This is a genomic window from Amycolatopsis sp. NBRC 101858, from assembly GCF_030269325.1.
In the GTDB taxonomy this organism is placed as follows: domain Bacteria; phylum Actinomycetota; class Actinomycetes; order Mycobacteriales; family Pseudonocardiaceae; genus Amycolatopsis; species Amycolatopsis ponsaeliensis.
Genome location: NZ_BSTD01000001.1, coordinates 756,451 through 774,170, shown reverse-complemented (window position 1 = coordinate 774,170; position 17,720 = coordinate 756,451). Strand labels below are relative to the sequence as shown.

The window sequence follows — 17,720 nt, the reverse complement described above, 5'->3', positions numbered from 1 at the left end:
CGCTCCCGGGGGTCGGCGTCTCGGGCATCCTAGGGTCCGGCGACGGCCTCGGCGAACGTGGTCATCCGCTGTTCGCAGCCTTCGGCCGGGCCGAAGTGGACGGCCACCGCGTCCGCCCCGGCCAGGATATACGCCTCGAATCGCGCTTTCGCCGCCCCGAGATCGCCGCCGTGCCATTCCATTCTGGCGGTGACCCGTGTTTCGCGGCCGTTTGTCATGCCGGTGAGTTTTCCGGCGCGCTCGCCGACTTCTTCGGGGGAGAGGCCGGCGCTCATCCAGCCCGAGCCGATCCGCGCGGCCCGGCGCAGCGCGACGTCCGAGTTGCCGCCGACGGTGATCGGCACCGGCCCGGCCGGGCGCGGCTCGAAGTACCCGCCGCCGGGGCCGCGGCCGGTGCGAAAGAGCTCGGCGAGCAGGTCGAGGGTGGCGTCGGTCCGCTTGCCGCGGCTCCCGAAGTCCGCGCCGACCTCGGCGAACTCGGGCTCGTTCCAGCCGGTGCCGACACCGAGGTCGAACCGGTGCCCGGAAAGCGCGTCGAGCGTCGCGACCTGCTTGGCCAGCGCGAACGGCTCCCGCAGCGGCACGATCAGCACCGACGTCCCGAGCCGGATCCGGTCCGTGCGGGCGGCGACGTGGGCGAGGGTGACCAGGGGCTCGTAGACCCCGCCGAAGACGTCGCCGAATGCACCGGGCGGGATGAGGTGGTCGGGCAGCCAGGCGGCGCGGTAGCCGAGGTCCTCGGCTCGGCGCGCGAGCTCGGCGGGACGCGCGGGGTCCAGGTCCGGGTGCTCGTTCGGGAGCACGACTTCCAGGTCCATCAGAGACCTCCGAGGAACTTTTCGATGGCGGCGAGCCATTCGTCAGGGGCTTCGGCGCCGATGTTGTGGCCGGCTTCGATTTCGACGAGCCCGGCGCCGGGAATGCCGTCGGCCAGCTCGCGCGACAACGCGGGGGAGGCGAGCCCGTCGAGCGTGGTCGCGACGACGAGCGCGGGCACGGCGATCGCGGCCAGCTCGGCGCGGGTGTCGACCTGCGCGACCAGGCCGACCTGCTCGGGGCTGCCTTCCGGGATGAACGCGGCGAGCCCGTCGACGGCCCGTTCCAGCTGCTCCGGCGTCCAGGACTCCAGGTGCGGGCCGCCGGTCGCGACGAGCGTGAGGAACTTCGCGAGCAGCCGCGGGTCGTCGTGCAGGAGCGCGGCCCAGACGTCGGCCGCGAGCCGGATCCGGTTGTCGAGGCGGGCGAACCCGCTGGTCAGGACCAGGTCGGTGACGCGCTCCGGGTGCCGGGTGGTGGCGCGGACCGCGGCCGCCGTCCCGAGCGAGTACCCGAGGATCGCGAACCGCTCCAGCCCGGCACCGACGGCGATCGAGACCAGTTCATCGGCGACCTCGTCCAGGTCGAGCGGGGTTTCGCTGCGCGGCGTCGCGCCGGAGCCGGGCCGGGCCCGGTGCCCCGGACGACGTGGCGGAAATGTTCGGTCATGCCGGCGACGTTAGGTCTTCACATCGGTGTGAAGGTCAAGTCGCCAGGGGGTCGGATGCGGATCGGCGAGCTCGCGGGACGCACGGGCGTCAGCACGCGGCTGCTGCGCTACTACGAGGAACAGGGCCTGCTGGCCGCGGCGCGCGACGGCAACGGCTACCGGGCCTACGACGAGGACGCCGTCGTGCGCGTGCGGCAGATCCGGCGGCTGCTCGGGGCCGGGCTGACCACGGAGGTCATCGCGTCCGCGCTGCAGTGCGCCCGCGGGGAGGAGGCCCACCTGGACCTGTGCCCGGAGCTGGCCGGGCTGCTGCACCGCGAGCTGACCGCGATGGACGACCGGATCGGGGCGCTGCAGCGGCGCCGGAGCGCGCTGGCCGGGTACTTGTCCGCCGAGGGGTGAGGGCGCCTCGATACGCTGGACGGCGTAGGACCGGCGCGTGTCCTCACGGGGGAGTTCCGCCTGGTGTGCCAGGCTTGACGAGGTGAAGGACGACGAGTGAATCGGCAGCCGCTGCGCCTGGCCATCATCGAGGCCACCCGGATTCTCGAACGCGCCGGCGTCGCCTCGCCGCGGTTCGACGCCGAGGTGATCGCGGCGCACGTGCTCGGGGTCGAGCGCGGCCGGCTGCCGATGGTGCCGCTGGTCGACCCGCCGGTCATCGAGGCCATCGGCCAGCTCGTCCAGCAGCGCGCGAAGCGGATCCCGCTGCAGTACCTGACCGGCTGGGCCGCGCTCGGGGAGATCACGGTCGCGGTCGGCGCGGGGGTGTTCGTGCCGCGGCCGGAGACGGAGCTGCTGCTCGAGTGGTGCGTCAAGTTCCTGCAGGGGCGCGAGTTCCCGGTGGTGGTGGACCTGTGCACCGGCTCGGGGGCGCTGGCGCTGGCGGTGGCGCACGCCCGGCCGGACGCGGTCGTGTACGCGGTCGACGTCGACCCGCAGGCGCTGGCGTGGGCCCGCCACAACGCGGACGTCCACGCGGACGCGGGCAACACCCCGATCCGCCTGTATTCCGGTGACATCGGCGACCCGACGATGTTCGCCGAGCTCGACGGCCTGGTCGACCTGGTGCTGTGCAACCCGCCGTACGTCCCGGAGGGCACACCGGTGCCCCCGGAGGTCGCGGAGCACGACCCACCGCGCGCGGTGTTCGCGGAGGAGAGCGGGCTGGCGGTGATCCGCCACGCGATCGCGGCGGGAGCCCGGTTGCTGCGCCCCGGGGGTGGGCTGGCGATCGAACACGACGACACGCACGGATCGGCGGTGCCGGCGCTGGTGCGGGCCCGGCGGGTGCTGACGGGGGTCGAGGACCACGCGGATTTGACGGGGCGGGCGCGGTTCGTCACCGCTCGCCGGCTGGGCTGAGCCGTGTCCGGAGGGGACTCATCGCGAGCCCCCTCCGGACCAGGCGCTAGAAGCCGAACGCCGTGCAGCTCGCCGACGCCGTCTTCGACGGGTCGCTCACCGACGTCGCCGTCAGCTTCACCCGGGCCGCCAAATCACCGCCCGCCCCGCGCTTCGCGTACGCCGGCACCTTCACGTGCCCGCCGAACTTCGCCGTTGCCAGCTCGTTCGGGAGCCGGACCTCCCAGCCTCGCGCGTCCGTCGACACGCTCAACCGGTACGTGTCCGTGTCGTACGGTGCCTTCGCCCCGCGGGCCGACCCCGTGTTCAGCACCCCGAAGTCGCAGGTCGCGAGGCCGCCGCGGGCGAATGCCGGCAGTGCCGGGGTCACCGCCGCGCCGCGTGCCTGGCTGCCCGCGCCGTCCAGCGAGGCCACCGTCACCGTGTACGACAGCACGCCGCGGCGGTCCCGGGTCAGGTCGGTGATCAGGAACTTCAGCCGGTTCGCCTGGTCGGTGTACTCGTACGGGCTCGCCGCCTCCGTCCCCGCCTTGAACAGCGCGTCGTTGAGCTGGCGGTAGTCGCCGATGGTGATCTTCACCGGCGTGCCGTCCGCCTTCGTGTAGTCGGTGATGCCGATGTCCTGCGGGTTCGCGTCGATCACCCACTCGAACGGCGCGTTGTCCTTGTCCTTCGTCTTCGCGATCAGCACGCCCGAATCCGGCGAGAACGAGTCCGCGCCCATCCGGTCGACGACCTCGACCGTGTAGTTGTCGTACCCGCCGCCGTCGCAGAACGGGTCCGTCGCCTTGTCGCACTTCGGGCTCTTGTCGCCGCCGGTCAGCTTGATGTTCAGGCCGGTGAACGCCCCCGGCTGCGCCTCCGCCTCGCGCGCGGTGATGCGGGCCGACACCGGGCCGGAGGACGCCAGTGCGGTGCGGTCCAGTTGCAGGACGTCGGCCGGGTCGACGATGCCGAGCTTCATCTTGTTGCGCAGCATGTGCTGGGCACCCATCGAGCTGCCCTGCGTCGCCGGGATCTGCCAGCGGGTGTGCGGGCCGCCCGGACCGTTGAACGTGCCGCGCGACAGCATCTCCCAGGCCCCGGAGTAGTCGCGCCACGGCGGGATCCCGAACGGGTTGTTGTAGTTGTCGCCGATGCCCAGGATGTGGCTGAACTCGTGGGCGTAGGTCGACTGGCCGGAGCTTTCGGCCTGCACCGAGCTGCCGTTCCCGGCGTTCGGCCAGATGCTGGCCGCCGAGGCCCACGACGTCCAGGGCACGTACCGCGTCGCCGCGTAGTTGGGCAGGTCGTGGTTCGGCGGGCCGAACGCGTCGGGCACGTTCTCCTTGGTCCCGAACTTCATCTCGCCGAACTCCTGCCAGGTCGAGCTCTCGTCCTGGCCCGCCGACAGGTAGAAGACGAAGTCGAACTGGTTCGCCGTGTCGCCGACGTCGGCGCGCCAGGCGTTGCCGGCGTCGGTGCGGATGTCCCGGTTGCAGTTCGCGGACGGCGGGCACGCGTTCGGCTGGAACTCCATGCCGTACTCGTAGGACTGCCCGGGCATCCGGTACGGCCCGAACGCGGTCAGCTGCACGCCGAAGCGGCCGCCGGAGTCCTCCATCCAGTACTCGTTGATCGTGTGCCCGTTGTTGAGCGCTTCGGGTTTGTTGAGGAAGTCCTGGTAGTACTGCGCGACGCCGGCCCGCGGGATGTTCGCGGCGGCGGGGCCGGGGTTGCCGAAGATCGTCGAGTTCGCCGGCTTCGTGACGACGAAGTCCTGGTCGGGGTAGTCGGCGAGGACCACCGCGCCCTTGAAGGTGCGCTGCGTGGGCTTGAGGGAGGGGTCGGCCCAGTTCGTGCCGGGCACCTTCTTGTAGTCCGACCAGGTCATGTGGTCCTGGTTCTCCCAGTGCGCGGCGTCGATCGGCGCCGGCCAGCCGCGGGTCAGCGGCTCGGCGGCGGCGGTGCCCGCGCCGAGCCCGGTGAGGACGGTGACCGCGGCGAGCAGGGCGAGCGCCTTCGGGGTTCTGGAACGCATCTGCGGCTCCTTCACTGGGAACCCACGGGGGTGGTGGTTCCCAGTGATCGACCGTATTGAGCCCCGCTGTCCCGGTTCTGCCTCGCGGTGAGGTTTACCCGCTTGCCCCACGACGAAAGTCTGGCCGGTTGTCAGCGCGCCGGTGTGACGCGGCGGACGCCCGCTCCGGCGGCGGGACTACTCTTGGCGCTCATGAGCGTGGTCTACGACTGCAGCAAGCGGGAGTCCCGGGCCGACGGACTGGCGGCGGCCGCGGGCGCGGTGCGGTCGAGCAGGCTGGTCGTCCTGCCGACCGACACGGTCTACGGCATCGGCGCCGACGCGTTCGACGCGGGCGCGGTCCAGGCGCTGCTGCGCGCGAAGAACCGCGGCCCGGACATGCCGGTCGGCGTGCTCGTCGGCTCCTGGTCCACTGTGGACGGCCTGGTGCTCGGCGTGCCCCCGCAGGCGCGCGCGCTCATCGAAGCGTTCTGGCCGGGCGATCTGTCCATCGTGCTCCCGCACGCGCCGAGTCTGCAGTGGAACCTCGGCGACGCCCGCGGCACCGTGATGCTCCGGATGCCGCTGCACCCGGTGGCCCTGGAACTGCTGCGCGACGTCGGCCCGATGGCCGTGTCGAGCGCGAACGTCTCGGGCCGGCCGCCGGCCAGCACCGCGCAGGAAGCGCAGGAACAGCTCGGCGACTCGGTCGCGGTGTACCTCGACGGCGGGTCGAGCGGCGCGCCCGTCGCGTCGAGCATCGTGGACCTCACCGGTACCGAACCGGTGGTGCTGCGCGAGGGTGCGGTGACCAAGGACGCCATCGCGGAGGTGCTCGGTGTCCCCGCGGAATCGTTGGCGTGAAGCCGGATCAAGGCGTTTTCCGCGGCACGATAGCGTGTCGCGGGTGACCCCGACCCCGCGAGCGTGACGCACCCGTGCCGCCCACATCCGGTCTTCTCCCCATCCGGGAATACATCCTCGTCGCGCTGACCGCGACGGCCGTGACCTACCTGCTCACCGGCCTCGTGCGCCGGCTCGCGATCCGCGTCGGCGCGATCGCCAACCCGCGGGCGCGCGACGTCCACGTCGCCCCGATCCCGCGGATGGGCGGGATCGGCATCTTCCTCGGCGTCGCGGGCGCGATGGGCCTGGCCCACCAGCTGCCCGCGTTGTCGCACGGCTTCGACGCGTCGTTCGACTCGGTCGGGGTGCTGCTCGCGGCGGGGGTCATCTCGCTGATCGGCGCGCTCGACGACCGGTTCGAGCTGGACGCCTGGACGAAGCTGGCCGGCCAGGTCATGTGCGCCGGGATCCTGGTCATCTTCGGCGTGCAGTGGGTGTCGTTCTGGGTGCCGTGGGGCGGGCAGGGCGACTCGTTCGGGTCGGTGCTGGTGCTCGACAAGAACCAGGGCGCGCTGCTCACCGTCGTGATGGTCGTGGTGATGGTCAACGCGATGAACTTCGTCGACGGCCTCGACGGGCTGGCGGGCGGCCTCGGGTTCATCGCGGCGGCGGCGACGTGCGCGTTCTCGCTGGGCCTGCTCGACAGCTCCGGCGGCGACGTCGGCACGTACCCGCCCGCGCTGATCGCGGCGACGCTCGCCGGCGCGTGTCTGGGCTTCCTGCCGTACAACTTCCAGCCCGCGAAGATCTTCATGGGCGACTCCGGGTCGATGATGATCGGCCTGATGCTCGCGGGCGCGACGACGTCGGCGTCCGGGCGCGTGCCGTACCCGCAGTTCAGCGGCAAGGACGCGATCGCGCTGCTGTCACCGCTGGTGGTCGTGGCGGCGGTGCTGTTCGTGCCGCTGCTGGACCTGATCATGGCGGTCGTCCGGCGCACGCGCCGCGGCGAGAGCCCGTTCGCGGCGGACAAGATGCACCTGCACCACCGGCTGCTGGAGATCGGGCACTCCCAGCGCCGCGCGGTGCTGCTGATCTACTTGTGGGCCGGGATCCTGGCGTTCGGCGCGGTGTCGGTGACCCTGTTCGACGACGCGGCGGCGCTGTGGATCATCGGGGTCGGGCTGGTGTTCGCGGTGGTCGTCTCGATCGTCCCGCGGCTGCGTTCGCGCAACCAGCCCGGAACCTGACCAGGCGCGTTCTCTACACTCGGAAGCCGAACCGAGCAGGGAGCAGCTGTGAGCGAGACCGAAACGCCCGAGCAGGAGAACCCGCACGCCAAGGTGGTGCTGCAGGCCGCCCGTGCCATGACGAAGGCTTCGCTGCTCATCACCCCGCCCGCGGTGATCGTCTGCATCGCGCTCTTCAGCATCCTCAACGGCATGCCCGGGTTCCTGGGCTCGCTCGTCGGGGGTGCGCTCGCCATGATCGCGTCGCTGTCCACGCTCGGCCTGATGCGGTTCAGCGCCGGCCAGGACCCGATGTTCGTCATGGTCATCGCGCTCGGTGGGTACGTCGTGAAGGTCGTGCTGCTGTTCGGCGCGCTCACCCTGCTCAAGGGTGTCACCGCGCTGCACCCGATGTCCTTGGGCATCACGATGATCGTCGCCATCCTGCTGGCTGCCGCGGCCGAGTTCGCCGCCTTCCGCAAGACCAAGATCCCGACGATCATCCCCTCCTGACGCCGTCCGGTTTGCCGCGGACGTCCATTACTCACGGTGACTCGGCCTGCGGCCGCCCGAGTGTGACCGGGACCACAAAAGTGCGCCTTCGTGCGCCCCGGGAAAAGCCGCCGGGACCCGTCGCCTGCGGCGTTCCGGAGCCGGTCCCGTCCGGTCCCGGACCAGGGTCCCGGGTCGACCCGGGACTTAGGTCCTGGGCTGATCGGTGGGTATGGAGTACGCGTGTACGGCACTGATTGACCTGCTGGTATGGTCCGCGTCAAGGGTGGCGGCCTCGGCCGCACGCTCCCTAAGACGAACCGCGATCAGCAGTGTGGCGACCGTGTAGTTCCGCCTCTTCGCCGCTGGTCCGAAGTAGACCGCAGGGCAGTGTTCACGCGAGACAACCCCGTGTGCAGAACGTGAAGCCGTGTTCATCGCACAGTGGGGCAGCCGCCTCCGGCGTCCCGATGCGTATCGGGTACGTTAAGTCCAGATCGTGACGATTCCCCCGGCGGAGTGAACGCCGGCCGGGAGAACCGGAAGGAGCCCAGTGGGCGCGCTGGTACTGACCGAGGGTGAGACGTTCAAGCCCCCCGGTGTGGCGGACTTCAACCTGCCGCCTCTTTTCGGCTCCGGGTACTGGGGCAGCTTCACCAAGCCGATGCTGCTCGTGGTGATCTCGCTGATCATCATCATCGCCTACTTCGTGCTGGCGTCCCGGAAGCTGAAGGTCGTCCCCGGCAAGTCGCAGTTCATCGCCGAGTCGGTCTACAACTTCGGCCGCAACAACATCGCGCGGGAACAGATCGGCTCGAAGGACTTCAAGCCGTTCATCCCGCTGGTCCTCGGCCTGTTCACCTTCGTACTGGTGAACAACCTGTTCGGGATCATCCCGTTCTTCCAGTTCCCGACCATGGCGCGGATCGGATTCCCGCTCGCGCTTTCGGTGCTGGTCGTCTACCCGGTCTACCACTACGTCGGCTTCAAGCGCTTCGGCTTCAAGGGTTACTTGAAGAAGGAGCTCGCGCCGGCCGGAGTCCCGGGCTTCGTGATGCCGCTGTTCTCGACGATCGAGTTCGCGCAGAAGTTCTTCATCGCGCCGGCCACGCTCGCCATCCGAGTGTTCGCCGCGATGTTCGCCGGTCACCTCATCATCATGGTGTTCACCCTCGGCGGCAGCTTCCTGCTGACCGAGACCGACGGATTCGGGCTGAAGCTCGTTTCGCCGGTGGCGTTCATCTTCGCGATCCTGATGACTTTCCTCGAGGCCTTCATCCAGGTGCTGCAGGCCTACATCTTCGCCCTGCTGTCGGCCGGGTACATCGGCGCCGCGCTGGCGTCGGAGCACTGAGAACACAAGCCCCCGATCCACGCGAGCGCGTGGACCGAAGTGAAGGGAAACGCACGTGAGCAACATCGTTCTGGCCCAGCAGGCCGCCGAGGCCGCCAGCATCAACCCCGGTCTCGCCGCCATCGGTTACGGCCTGGGCGCGATCGGCCCGGGCATCGGTGTGGGTCTGATCTTCGCCGCCGTCATCAACGGCACCGCCCGTCAGCCGGAGGCGCAGGGCAAGCTGCAGGGCATCGGCTTCTCGACCTTCGTTCTGACCGAGGTGCTGGCCCTGATCGGTATCGTCATCTACTTCATCGCCTCCGCTGCCTGAGTTCGCCAGCTCATCGCTTAAGGAGACGACGTGCTGAAGACTGAATTGGTGTTGGCCGCCGAAGAGGCGCCCAACCCGATCATCCCGCACATTCCCGAGGTCATTCTCGGGATCGTCGCCTTCGTGATCCTGCTGCTCGTTCTGAAGAAGTACGTCGTTCCTCGTTTCGAGGCCGCGTACGAAGAGCGCGCCCAGATGATCGAGGGCGGTATCGAGAAGGCCGAGCGGGCCCAGGCCGAAGCCGAAGACGCGCTGGCCAAGTACAAGGCGCAGCTGCAGGAAGCCCGCAGCGAGGCCGCGAAGATCCGCGACGACGCCCGGCTCGAAGCCGAGCAGATCAAGGCGGAGCTGCGGGCCGAGGCGGAGGCCGAGTCCCAGCGCATCGTCGCCCAGGGGCACGCCCAGCTGCAGGCCCAGAAGGCGCAGATCATCGCCGAACTGCGGGCCGACATGGGCCGCAACGCCGTGGAGCTGGCCAGCCGGATCGTCGGCGAGTCGCTCGAAGACGAGGCGCGCCGTCGTGGCACCGTCGACCGGTTCCTCGCGGAGCTGGAGACCGCCGGTGCCGCTGGTGGAGCGGGGAAGTAGACCAGGATGACGCTGCATGCTGCGAGCCGTGAAGCGCTCGGCCTCGCCGAGGAACGCCTCGGCGAGGTTCTGGCCGACGCGGGCGCCGACGCGGCCACGGTCGGCGACGAGCTGCTCTCGGTCGTCGACCTGCTGGACCGGGAAATCGGCCTGCGCCGGGCGGTGAGCGACGCTTCGGCGACGCCGGAGGCGCGCACCGCGCTGGTGCGCCGGCTGTTCGACGGCAAGCTGTCCGAACCGGCCCTGAAGGTGCTCGACGCCGTGGCGGGCAGCCGCTGGTCCAGCCCCCGTCAGCTGACCGACGGGCTCGAGGAGCTCGGCCGCTCGGCGCTGCTGACCGCGGCCGAGAAGACCGGGAACGTCGACACCGTCGAGTCCCAGCTGTTCCAGGTCGCGCGGATCGTGGCCGGCGCCCCGGAACTGGAGGCCGCGCTCTCCGACCTGGCCGGTCCCGCCGACGCCAAGCGCACCCTGGTGCGCGGGCTGTTCGCCGACAAGGTGGACGTGGTCACCGAGACCCTCGTCGAGCAGGTCGTGCGCCGGGCCAAGGGCCGCGGCGTCGGCGTCGGGCTCGACAAGCTGGTCAAGCTGGCCGCGGAACGCCGTCAGCGCTCGGTCGCCTACGTGACCAGCGCGAACGCCCTGACCGACGAGCAGACCGCCCAGCTGGGCGCGAAGCTCGACGACATCTACGGGCGGCCGATCGCGCTGCACGTCGAGGTCGACCCGCGGCTCGGCGGCGGGCTCGTCGTCCGCGTCGGCGACGAGGTCATCGACGGGAGCGCGGCGGGCCAGCTGGCGGCGCTGCGCAGGCGGCTGGCCAGGGCATAGCCCCAGGTCACACAAGACTTTGCATACTGGCAAGAACGAAGCGAGAGCGGGAAAGACATGGCCGAGCTGACGATCTCCTCGGATGAGATCCGTAGCGCGATCGAGAACTACGTCTCGAGTTACGCCCCGGACGTGAGCCGGGAAGAAGTTGGCACCGTGGTGGACGCCGGCGACGGCATCGCCCACATCGAGGGCCTGCCCTCGGCCATGGCCAACGAGCTGCTCGAGTTCCCCGGCGGCGTCCTGGGCGTCGCACTGAACCTGGACGCGCGCTCCATCGGTGCCGCGATCCTCGGTGACTTCGAAAGCATCGAAGAGGGCCAGCAGGTCAAGCGCACCGGCCAGGTCCTGTCGGTGCCGGTCGGCGACGGCTACCTCGGCCGCGTCGTCAACCCGCTGGGTGCCCCCATCGACGGCCTCGGCGAGATCGAGACCACCGACCGCCGCCCGCTGGAGGTCAAGGCCGCTTCGGTGGTCGAGCGCCAGCCGGTGTCGGAGCCGCTGCAGACCGGCATCACCGCCATCGACGCGATGACCCCGATCGGCCGCGGCCAGCGCCAGCTGATCATCGGCGACCGCAAGACGGGCAAGACGGCCGTCGCGGTGGACACGATCATCAACCAGAAGTCCAACTGGGATTCCGGCGACGAGAAGAAGCAGGTCCGCTGCATCTACGTCGCGATCGGCCAGAAGGGCTCCACGATCGCCGCGGTCAAGAAGTCCCTCGAGGATGCGGGCGCGATGGAGTACACCACCATCGTCGCCGCGCCGGCTTCGGACTCCGCCGGCTTCAAGTGGATCGCGCCGTACACCGGCTCGGCCATCGGCCAGCACTGGATGTACGAGGGCAAGCACGTCCTCATCGTGTTCGACGACCTGACCAAGCAGGCCGACGCGTACCGCGCGATCTCGCTGCTGCTGCGCCGCCCGCCGGGCCGCGAGGCGTTCCCCGGCGACGTCTTCTACTTGCACTCCCGCCTGCTGGAGCGGTGCGCGAAGCTGTCGGACGAGCTGGGTGCCGGCTCGCTGACCGGGCTGCCGATCATCGAGACGAAGGCCAACGACGTGTCGGCCTACATCCCGACGAACGTCATCTCGATCACCGACGGCCAGTGCTTCTTCCAGTCGGACCTCTTCAACGCCGGCCAGCGCCCGGCCATCGACGTGGGCATCTCGGTGTCCCGCGTGGGTGGTGCCGCGCAGGTCAAGGCGATGAAGTCGGTTTCCGGTTCGCTCCGGATCGACCTGTCGCAGTACCGCGAGCTGGAGGCCTTCGCGGCCTTCGCTTCGGACCTCGACGACGCGTCGAAGGCGCAGCTCGAGCGCGGTGCCCGCCTGTACGAGGTGCTCAAGCAGCCGCAGTACTCGCCGATCCCGGTCGAGGAGCAGGTCTGCACGGTGTGGCTGGGCACGAACGGCCACTACGACTCGGTCCCGACCGAGGACGTGCGCCGCTTCAACCACGAGTTCCTCGAGTCGGCCCGCCGCAAGCACGACGACGTCCTGGGCGCGATCCGCGACTCCGGGAAGTTCGAGGACGAGACCGCCGACAAGCTGGTCAACGCGGTCAACGAGTTCAAGAAGGAGTTCACGACCTCCGAGGGCAAGCCGCTCGAGGAGAACGCGGACGCCATGGAAGCCGACAAGGTCGGGCAGGAGACCGTCAAGGTCAACAAGCCCGCCCCGAAGAAGTGAGCTGGTAGCTCATGGCCGCACAACTCCGGGAACTCCGGTCGCGCATCAAGGCGACCAAGTCGATCGGCAAGATCACCAAGGCGATGGAGCTCATCGCCACCGCGCGCATCACCAAGGCGCGGGCGAAGGTCGCCGCCTCCCGGCCGTACGCGGACGAGATCACCAAGGTGCTCTCGGCGCTGGCCGGCGCGGCCGCCAACCTCGACCACCCCATGCTGGTCGAGCGCCCGAACCCGAAGCGGGCCGCCGTCCTGGTCGTGACCAGTGACAAGGGGCAGTGCGGTGGCTACAACTCCAACGTCCTGCGCGCGACCGAGGAACTCCTCGCCCTCCTGCGTTCGGAGGGCAAGGAGCCGCAGGTCTACGTCACCGGCAACAAGGGGCTGAACTACTACCGGTTCCGCAACCGCGACGTCGTCGACGGCTGGACGGGCTTCTCCGACCAGCCGGGCTACGCCAACGCGGTCGCGGCCGGCGACGCCCTGGTCGAGTCGTTCATGCGCGGCGTGGACGACCAGCACGGCAACGCCGACGGTGTCGAGGGTGTCGACGAGATCCACATCGTCTACACCGAGTTCGTGTCGATGCTGACCCAGCGCCCGATCGCCAAGCGCGTCGCGCCGCTCGAGGTCGAGTACTCCGAAGGGGAAGAGGAGAAGCCCGCCGGGCTGCTCCCCAGCTACGAGTTCGAGCCGAGTGCCGACAAGCTGCTGGACGCGCTCCTGCCGAAGTACATCAACACGCGGCTCTACGCGGCCCTGCTCGAGTCCGCCGCGTCCGAGCTGGCTGCCCGTCGCACCGCGATGAAGGCCGCGTCGGACAACGCGAACGACCTGGTCGGCAACCTGACGCGGGAGATGAACCAGGCCCGCCAGGCGCAGATCACCCAGGAGATCTCCGAAATCGTCGGTGGCGCGAACGCGCTCACCGCAGCAGGAAGTGATGATTGATGACCAGTACTGAAGCCCCGCGCGCCAAGGGGCGCATCGTGTCGGTGACCGGTCCGGTCGTCGACGTCGAGTTCCCGCGCGGTTCCGTGCCCGACCAGTTCAACGCCCTCAAGGTCGAGATCGAGTTCGAGCAGCTCCGCAAGACGGTGACCCTCGAGGTCGCCTCCCACCTGGGTGACAACCTCGTCCGCACCATTTCGCTCCAGCCGCAGGACGGCCTGGTCCGGGGCGCCGAGGTCACCGACACCGGCAAGCCGATCACCGTGCCGGTGGGCGACAAGGTCAAGGGCCACGTCTACAACGCCCTCGGCGAGTGCCTCGACGAGCCCGGCTACGGCGACGACCTCGAGCGCTGGGGCATCCACCGCAACCCGCCGTCCTTCGACCAGCTCGAAGGCAAGACGGAGATGCTGGAGACCGGCCTGAAGGTCGTCGACCTGCTCACCCCGTACGTCCAGGGTGGCAAGATCGGCCTGTTCGGCGGGGCCGGCGTCGGCAAGACGGTGCTCATCAAGGAGATGATCACCCGTGTCGCCCGGAACTTCGGTGGTACGTCGGTGTTCGCCGGGGTCGGCGAGCGCACCCGTGAGGGCAACGACCTCTTCCTGGAGATGAGCGAAGACGGCGTCATCAACGACACCGCCCTCGTGTTCGGCCAGATGGACGAGCCGCCGGGCACGCGCATGCGCGTCGCCCTGTCCGCGCTGACCATGGCGGAGTACTTCCGCGATGTGCAGAACCAGGACGTGCTGCTGTTCATCGACAACATCTTCCGGTTCACCCAGGCCGGTTCCGAGGTGTCGACCCTGCTGGGCCGCATGCCTTCGGCCGTGGGTTACCAGCCGACGCTGGCCGACGAGATGGGCCAGCTGCAGGAGCGGATCACCTCGACCCGGGGTCGCTCGATCACCTCGATGCAGGCGATCTACGTCCCCGCGGACGACTACACCGACCCGGCCCCGGCCGCGACGTTCGCCCACCTGGACGCCACCACCGAGCTCTCGCGTGGTGTCTTCCAGAAGGGCATCTTCCCGGCGGTGGACCCGCTGGCGTCGACGTCGACGATCCTCGACCCGGCCATCGTCGGTGAGGACCACTACCGGGTGGCTTCCGAGGTCATCCGGATCCTGCAGAAGTACAAGGAGCTGCAGGACATCATCGCGATCCTCGGTATGGACGAGCTCTCGGAAGAGGACAAGCTCACCGTCCAGCGCGCCCGCCGGATCGAGCGCTTCCTCTCGCAGAACATGCTGGTCGCGGAGGCGTTCACGCAGATCCCGGGCTCGACGGTGCCGCTGTCGGAGACCATCGAGTCGTTCGACCGCATCTCCAAGGGTGACTTCGACCACTACCCGGAGCAGGCGTTCCTGGGTATCGGTGGCCTCGAAGACCTCGAGAAGAAGTACAAGGAAATCACCAAGAAGTGACGTCCTGAGCGCGGCGGGGGCTGTGTCCATTGTGGACTCGGGCCCCCGCCGTTCTCATAGAGCGAGTCCGACCTATTACACTCGGTGGCAACACCCCGAGTTAAGGAGTGCTACGTGGCCGAGATGTCCGTGGAGCTGGTGGCTGTCGAGCGCCGTCTCTGGTCGGGTACCGCCACTTTCGTGGTGGCCCAGACCACCGAGGGCGAGATCGGCATCATGGCCGGCCACGAACCCGTGCTCGGGCAGCTCGTCGAGGGTGGCGTGGTCAAGGTGACGACCACCGACGGCGAGACGGTCTGCGCGGCCGTGCACGGCGGATTCCTTTCCGTGACCGGTACCGGGGTGAGCATTCTCGCCGAGAGCGCCGAGCTGTCCGACGAAATCGACGTCGACGCGGCGAAGGCGGCACTGACCGCCGACGACGAGACCGAGCGGACGAGGGCCACGGCCCAGCTCCGCGCGGCAGGTCAGTCGGCCTGAGCGGGAGACGGGCAGGAGCCGGGCCGTGAAGATCACCGTGGTCGTAGTCGGGCTCCTGATCGTGCTCGCCGTGCTGGTCGCCTGGTACGGCCAGCGCTGGATCCGGATGCGCCGCGGCGGGGGCGTGAGCGTCGCGCTGCGGTGGCGTCCGGACGCCGCGCGGTCCAGCTGGCACCTGGGGCTGGGCCGCTACGAAGGCGACGAGTTCGTCTGGTACCGCGTGTGGAGCCTGCGGACCGGCCCGGACCGCGTCTTCCAGCGCGAAAGCATGCAGATCGCCGACCGGCGCGACCCGTCCGGGACCGAGGCCTACGCCGTTCCCGAAGGCTCGACCGTGCTGCGCTGCGAGTCAGAAACCCAGGAAGCGATCGAGATCGCGATGGGGCCGGGCGCGCTCACGGGCTTCCTGTCCTGGCTCGAATCCGCCCCGCCCGGGCGCCGTCTGCCGCGCGCGTCCTGACTGTCTCAAACTGGGACAGCCACGGCCGGCGGTTTTGGCCTACGGTTGAGCGCATGATCTTCATCGTGGTCAAGTTCCCGGTCAAGCCGGAGCACGCGGAAGCCTGGCCGGACATCGTCGCGGACTACACCAAGAACACTCGCGCCGAAGCGGGTAACCGGTTCTTCGAGTGGTCCCGCAGCCTCGAGGACAAGAACACGTACGTGCTGGTCGAGGGCTTCGAAGGCCAGGACGCCGCCGTCGCGCACGTCGGCTCCGACCACTTCAAGTGGGCGGTCGCGAACCTGGGCGCCTACATCAGCGACAACCCGCAGATCATCAACGTCCAGGACGCCTCCGACTGGGGCCCGATGGCCGAGATCTCACCCCACTAAACTGGGGGCCGTGACTCTCGTCGAGATCCCCGGCTCCAAGTCCGTCACCGCCCGTGGCCTGTTCCTGGCCGCCGCCGCGCACGGCACCACGACCCTCGGCCGTCCGCTGCATTCGGACGACACCGAGGGCTTCGCCGAGGGGCTCGTCAAGCTCGGCTACCGCGTCGACCGGCAGCCGGGCGCGTGGACCATCGAAGGCCGTCCCGAGGGCCCGGGCGTCGCCGAGGCGGACGTCTTCTGCCGCGACGGCGCCACGACGGCCCGCTTCCTGCCCGCGCTGGCCGCGGCCGGCACCGGGACGTTCCACTTCGACGCCTCCGACCAGATGCGCCGGCGCCCGCTCGGCCCACTGACCGACGCACTGCAGGAGCTCGGTGTCGACCTGACCTTCGAGGGCGAGCCTGGCCACCACCCGCTGACGATCCGCGCGAACGGCGTCAAGGGCGGTGCGCTGACCCTCGACGCGGGGCTGTCGTCCCAGTTCCTGACGGCGTTGCTGCTGCTCGGGCCGCTGACCGCGGAGGGGCTGCGGATCACGGTGACGGACCTGGTGTCGGTGCCGTACGTCGAGATCACGCTGGAGATGATGCGGCGCTTCGGCGTCGACGTCCGGCGCGAAGGCAAGACCTTCGTGGTGCCGCCGCAGCCGTACCAGGCGTGCGAGTACCCGGTGGAGCCGGACGCGTCGACGGCCAGCTACTTCCTGGCCGCGGCGGCGGTCACGGGCCGCACGGTGACCATCCCGGGGCTGGGTTCGTCGGCCCTGCAGGGTGACGTCCAGTTCGTGTCGGTGCTGGAACGGATGGGTGCGCACGTCGAGCTGACTCCCGATTCGGTCACCGTGGCGGGTCCCTCGGACGGCTTGCGCGGGATCACCGTGAACATGCGCGACATCTCGGACACGGTCCCGACGCTGGCGGCGATCGCGCCGTTCGCTTCGGGCCCGGTGCGCATCGAGGACGTCTACAACACGCGCATCAAGGAGTGCGACCGGCTGGACGCGTGCGAGGAGAACCTGCGTGCGCTCGGCATCGAGGTCGAGACGGGCCGCGACTGGATCGAAATCCAGCCGGGCACGCCCACCGGCGCGCTGGTCAAGTGCCGCCGCGACCACCGGATCGCGATGGCGTTCAGCATCACGGGCCTGCGGACGCCGGGTATCACCCTGGACGACCCGGAGTGCGTGAAGAAGACGTTCCCCGGCTTCCACCAGGCACTCGGGTCGCTGCGGGAGAGCTGGGGGATCTAGGAGGGCTGCCCGCCCGGCTGCCACAGCACGTCACCCTCGGGGTTCGCCAGCCGGGCGAGGATGAACAGCAGGTCCGAGAGCCGGTTCAGGTACTTCACCGCGATCGGGTTCGTCGCCTCCGGCTCGGCCTCGTGCAGCGCCCACGCCGACCGCTCCGCGCGCCGGGACACCGTGCGCGCCTGGTGCAGGAAGGCCGCGCCCGGCGTGCCGCCCGGCAGGATGAACGACGTCAGCTTCGGCAGGCGGTCGTTGAACTCGTCGCACCAGCCCTCGAGCCGCTCGACGTACTTCTCGGTGATCCGCAGCGGCGGGTACGGCGGGTCGTCGGAGATCGGCAGGCAGAGGTCCGCGCCGACGTCGAAGAGATCGTTCTGCACCGCACGCAGCACGTCCGTGATTTCGCCCGGCAATCCGCCGACCGCGATCGCCAGCCCCAGCACCGAGTTCGTCTCGTCGGTGTCGGCGTACGCGCCCAGGCGCGGGGACGTCTTGGGCACGCGGGACCCGTCGCCGAGCGCGGTCGTGCCGCTGTCGCCGACCTTCGTGTAGACGCGGTTGATGCGAACGACCATGAACCCACCA

Annotated in this window: 19 protein-coding genes and 1 pseudogene; 16 read left to right on the top strand and 4 right to left on the bottom strand. The window is 69.7% G+C overall.

From position 1 onward, the window contains the following. Positions 1-29: 29 nt before the first annotated feature. Positions 30-818, bottom strand: a complete 789-nt coding sequence (locus tag QSK39_RS03685; RefSeq protein WP_285476246.1) for a TIGR03619 family F420-dependent LLM class oxidoreductase — start codon at positions 816-818, stop codon at positions 30-32. Beyond that, positions 818-1,423 (bottom strand): annotated as a pseudogene (locus QSK39_RS03680) (alpha/beta fold hydrolase); the annotation flags it as partial. The gene QSK39_RS03685 and the pseudogene QSK39_RS03680, both read right to left, overlap by 1 nt. Positions 1,424-1,540: 117 nt before the next feature. On the opposite strand from QSK39_RS03680, the gene QSK39_RS03675 reads away from it, so the two are divergent. Together QSK39_RS03675 and prmC are read left to right on the top strand one after the other, a co-directional pair. Continuing rightward, positions 1,541-1,888, top strand: a complete 348-nt coding sequence (locus QSK39_RS03675; protein ID WP_285476245.1) for a MerR family transcriptional regulator — start codon at positions 1,541-1,543, stop codon at positions 1,886-1,888. A gap of 96 nt (positions 1,889-1,984) precedes the next feature. Next, a complete protein-coding gene (gene prmC / locus QSK39_RS03670) occupies positions 1,985-2,851 on the top strand; it encodes a peptide chain release factor N(5)-glutamine methyltransferase (RefSeq protein ID WP_285476244.1) in 867 nt (288 codons plus the stop codon). Between the two features lie 46 nt (positions 2,852-2,897). Here prmC and QSK39_RS03665 read toward each other — a convergent pair whose 3' ends face one another. Next, the gene (locus tag QSK39_RS03665; protein ID WP_285476243.1) at positions 2,898-4,871 is read right to left on the bottom strand and encodes a M6 family metalloprotease domain-containing protein; all 1,974 of its coding nucleotides are present in this window, start codon (positions 4,869-4,871) and stop codon (positions 2,898-2,900) included. Between the two features lie 192 nt (positions 4,872-5,063). Here QSK39_RS03665 and QSK39_RS03660 point away from each other — a divergent pair, with 192 nt between their 5' ends. From QSK39_RS03660 to aroA, 14 genes are all read left to right on the top strand, one after another. Next, complete coding sequence (locus QSK39_RS03660; RefSeq protein WP_285476242.1) at positions 5,064-5,714, top strand: L-threonylcarbamoyladenylate synthase; 651 nt, start codon at positions 5,064-5,066, stop codon at positions 5,712-5,714. 74 nt (positions 5,715-5,788) lie between these two features. Then, complete coding sequence (locus QSK39_RS03655) at positions 5,789-6,946, top strand: glycosyltransferase family 4 protein (protein ID WP_285476241.1); 1,158 nt, start codon at positions 5,789-5,791, stop codon at positions 6,944-6,946. A 48-nt stretch (positions 6,947-6,994) separates the two neighbouring features. After that, a complete protein-coding gene (locus QSK39_RS03650; RefSeq protein ID WP_285476240.1) occupies positions 6,995-7,438 on the top strand; it encodes a Cg1360 family ATP-synthase-associated protein in 444 nt (147 codons plus the stop codon). A gap of 532 nt (positions 7,439-7,970) precedes the next feature. Continuing rightward, a complete protein-coding gene (gene atpB / locus QSK39_RS03645; RefSeq protein WP_285476239.1) occupies positions 7,971-8,771 on the top strand; it encodes a F0F1 ATP synthase subunit A in 801 nt (266 codons plus the stop codon). Between the two features lie 55 nt (positions 8,772-8,826). Beyond that, a complete protein-coding gene (locus QSK39_RS03640; RefSeq protein WP_285476238.1) occupies positions 8,827-9,084 on the top strand; it encodes an ATP synthase subunit C-like protein in 258 nt (85 codons plus the stop codon). A gap of 30 nt (positions 9,085-9,114) precedes the next feature. Then, positions 9,115-9,672 (top strand): F0F1 ATP synthase subunit B, encoded by a 558-nt coding sequence (locus QSK39_RS03635; protein ID WP_285476237.1) that lies wholly within the window; start codon positions 9,115-9,117, stop codon positions 9,670-9,672. A 6-nt stretch (positions 9,673-9,678) separates the two neighbouring features. Beyond that, on the top strand, positions 9,679-10,503 hold the full coding sequence (locus QSK39_RS03630; protein ID WP_285476236.1) for a F0F1 ATP synthase subunit delta: 825 nt from the start codon (positions 9,679-9,681) through the stop codon (positions 10,501-10,503). 57 nt (positions 10,504-10,560) lie between these two features. Then, the gene (gene atpA / locus QSK39_RS03625; RefSeq protein WP_285476235.1) at positions 10,561-12,198 is read left to right on the top strand and encodes a F0F1 ATP synthase subunit alpha; all 1,638 of its coding nucleotides are present in this window, start codon (positions 10,561-10,563) and stop codon (positions 12,196-12,198) included. Between the two features lie 11 nt (positions 12,199-12,209). Further along, positions 12,210-13,148 (top strand): F0F1 ATP synthase subunit gamma, encoded by a 939-nt coding sequence (locus QSK39_RS03620; RefSeq protein ID WP_285476234.1) that lies wholly within the window; start codon positions 12,210-12,212, stop codon positions 13,146-13,148. Then, positions 13,148-14,575, top strand: a complete 1,428-nt coding sequence (atpD, locus tag QSK39_RS03615) for a F0F1 ATP synthase subunit beta (RefSeq protein ID WP_285476233.1) — start codon at positions 13,148-13,150, stop codon at positions 14,573-14,575. Before QSK39_RS03620 ends, atpD begins: the two co-directional genes overlap by 1 nt. 114 nt (positions 14,576-14,689) lie before the next feature. Then, positions 14,690-15,055 carry a F0F1 ATP synthase subunit epsilon gene (locus QSK39_RS03610; RefSeq protein WP_284744205.1) on the top strand — a complete coding sequence of 122 codons (366 nt, stop codon included), beginning with the start codon at positions 14,690-14,692 and terminating at the stop codon, positions 15,053-15,055. Positions 15,056-15,080: 25 nt separating this feature from the next. Continuing rightward, entirely contained in the window at positions 15,081-15,515 is a 435-nt protein-coding gene (locus tag QSK39_RS03605; RefSeq protein WP_285476232.1) for a DUF2550 domain-containing protein, read from the top strand. 53 nt (positions 15,516-15,568) lie between these two features. Beyond that, a complete protein-coding gene (locus QSK39_RS03600; protein ID WP_285476231.1) occupies positions 15,569-15,889 on the top strand; it encodes a putative quinol monooxygenase in 321 nt (106 codons plus the stop codon). Between the two features lie 10 nt (positions 15,890-15,899). Continuing rightward, positions 15,900-17,138, top strand: a complete 1,239-nt coding sequence (aroA, locus tag QSK39_RS03595) for a 3-phosphoshikimate 1-carboxyvinyltransferase (protein ID WP_285476230.1) — start codon at positions 15,900-15,902, stop codon at positions 17,136-17,138. Here the strand turns inward: aroA and QSK39_RS03590 are convergent. Continuing rightward, positions 17,135-17,710 (bottom strand): cob(I)yrinic acid a,c-diamide adenosyltransferase, encoded by a 576-nt coding sequence (locus tag QSK39_RS03590; RefSeq protein WP_285476229.1) that lies wholly within the window; start codon positions 17,708-17,710, stop codon positions 17,135-17,137. The two genes, aroA and QSK39_RS03590, sit on opposite strands and share 4 nt — an antisense overlap. Positions 17,711-17,720 lie beyond the last annotated feature (10 nt).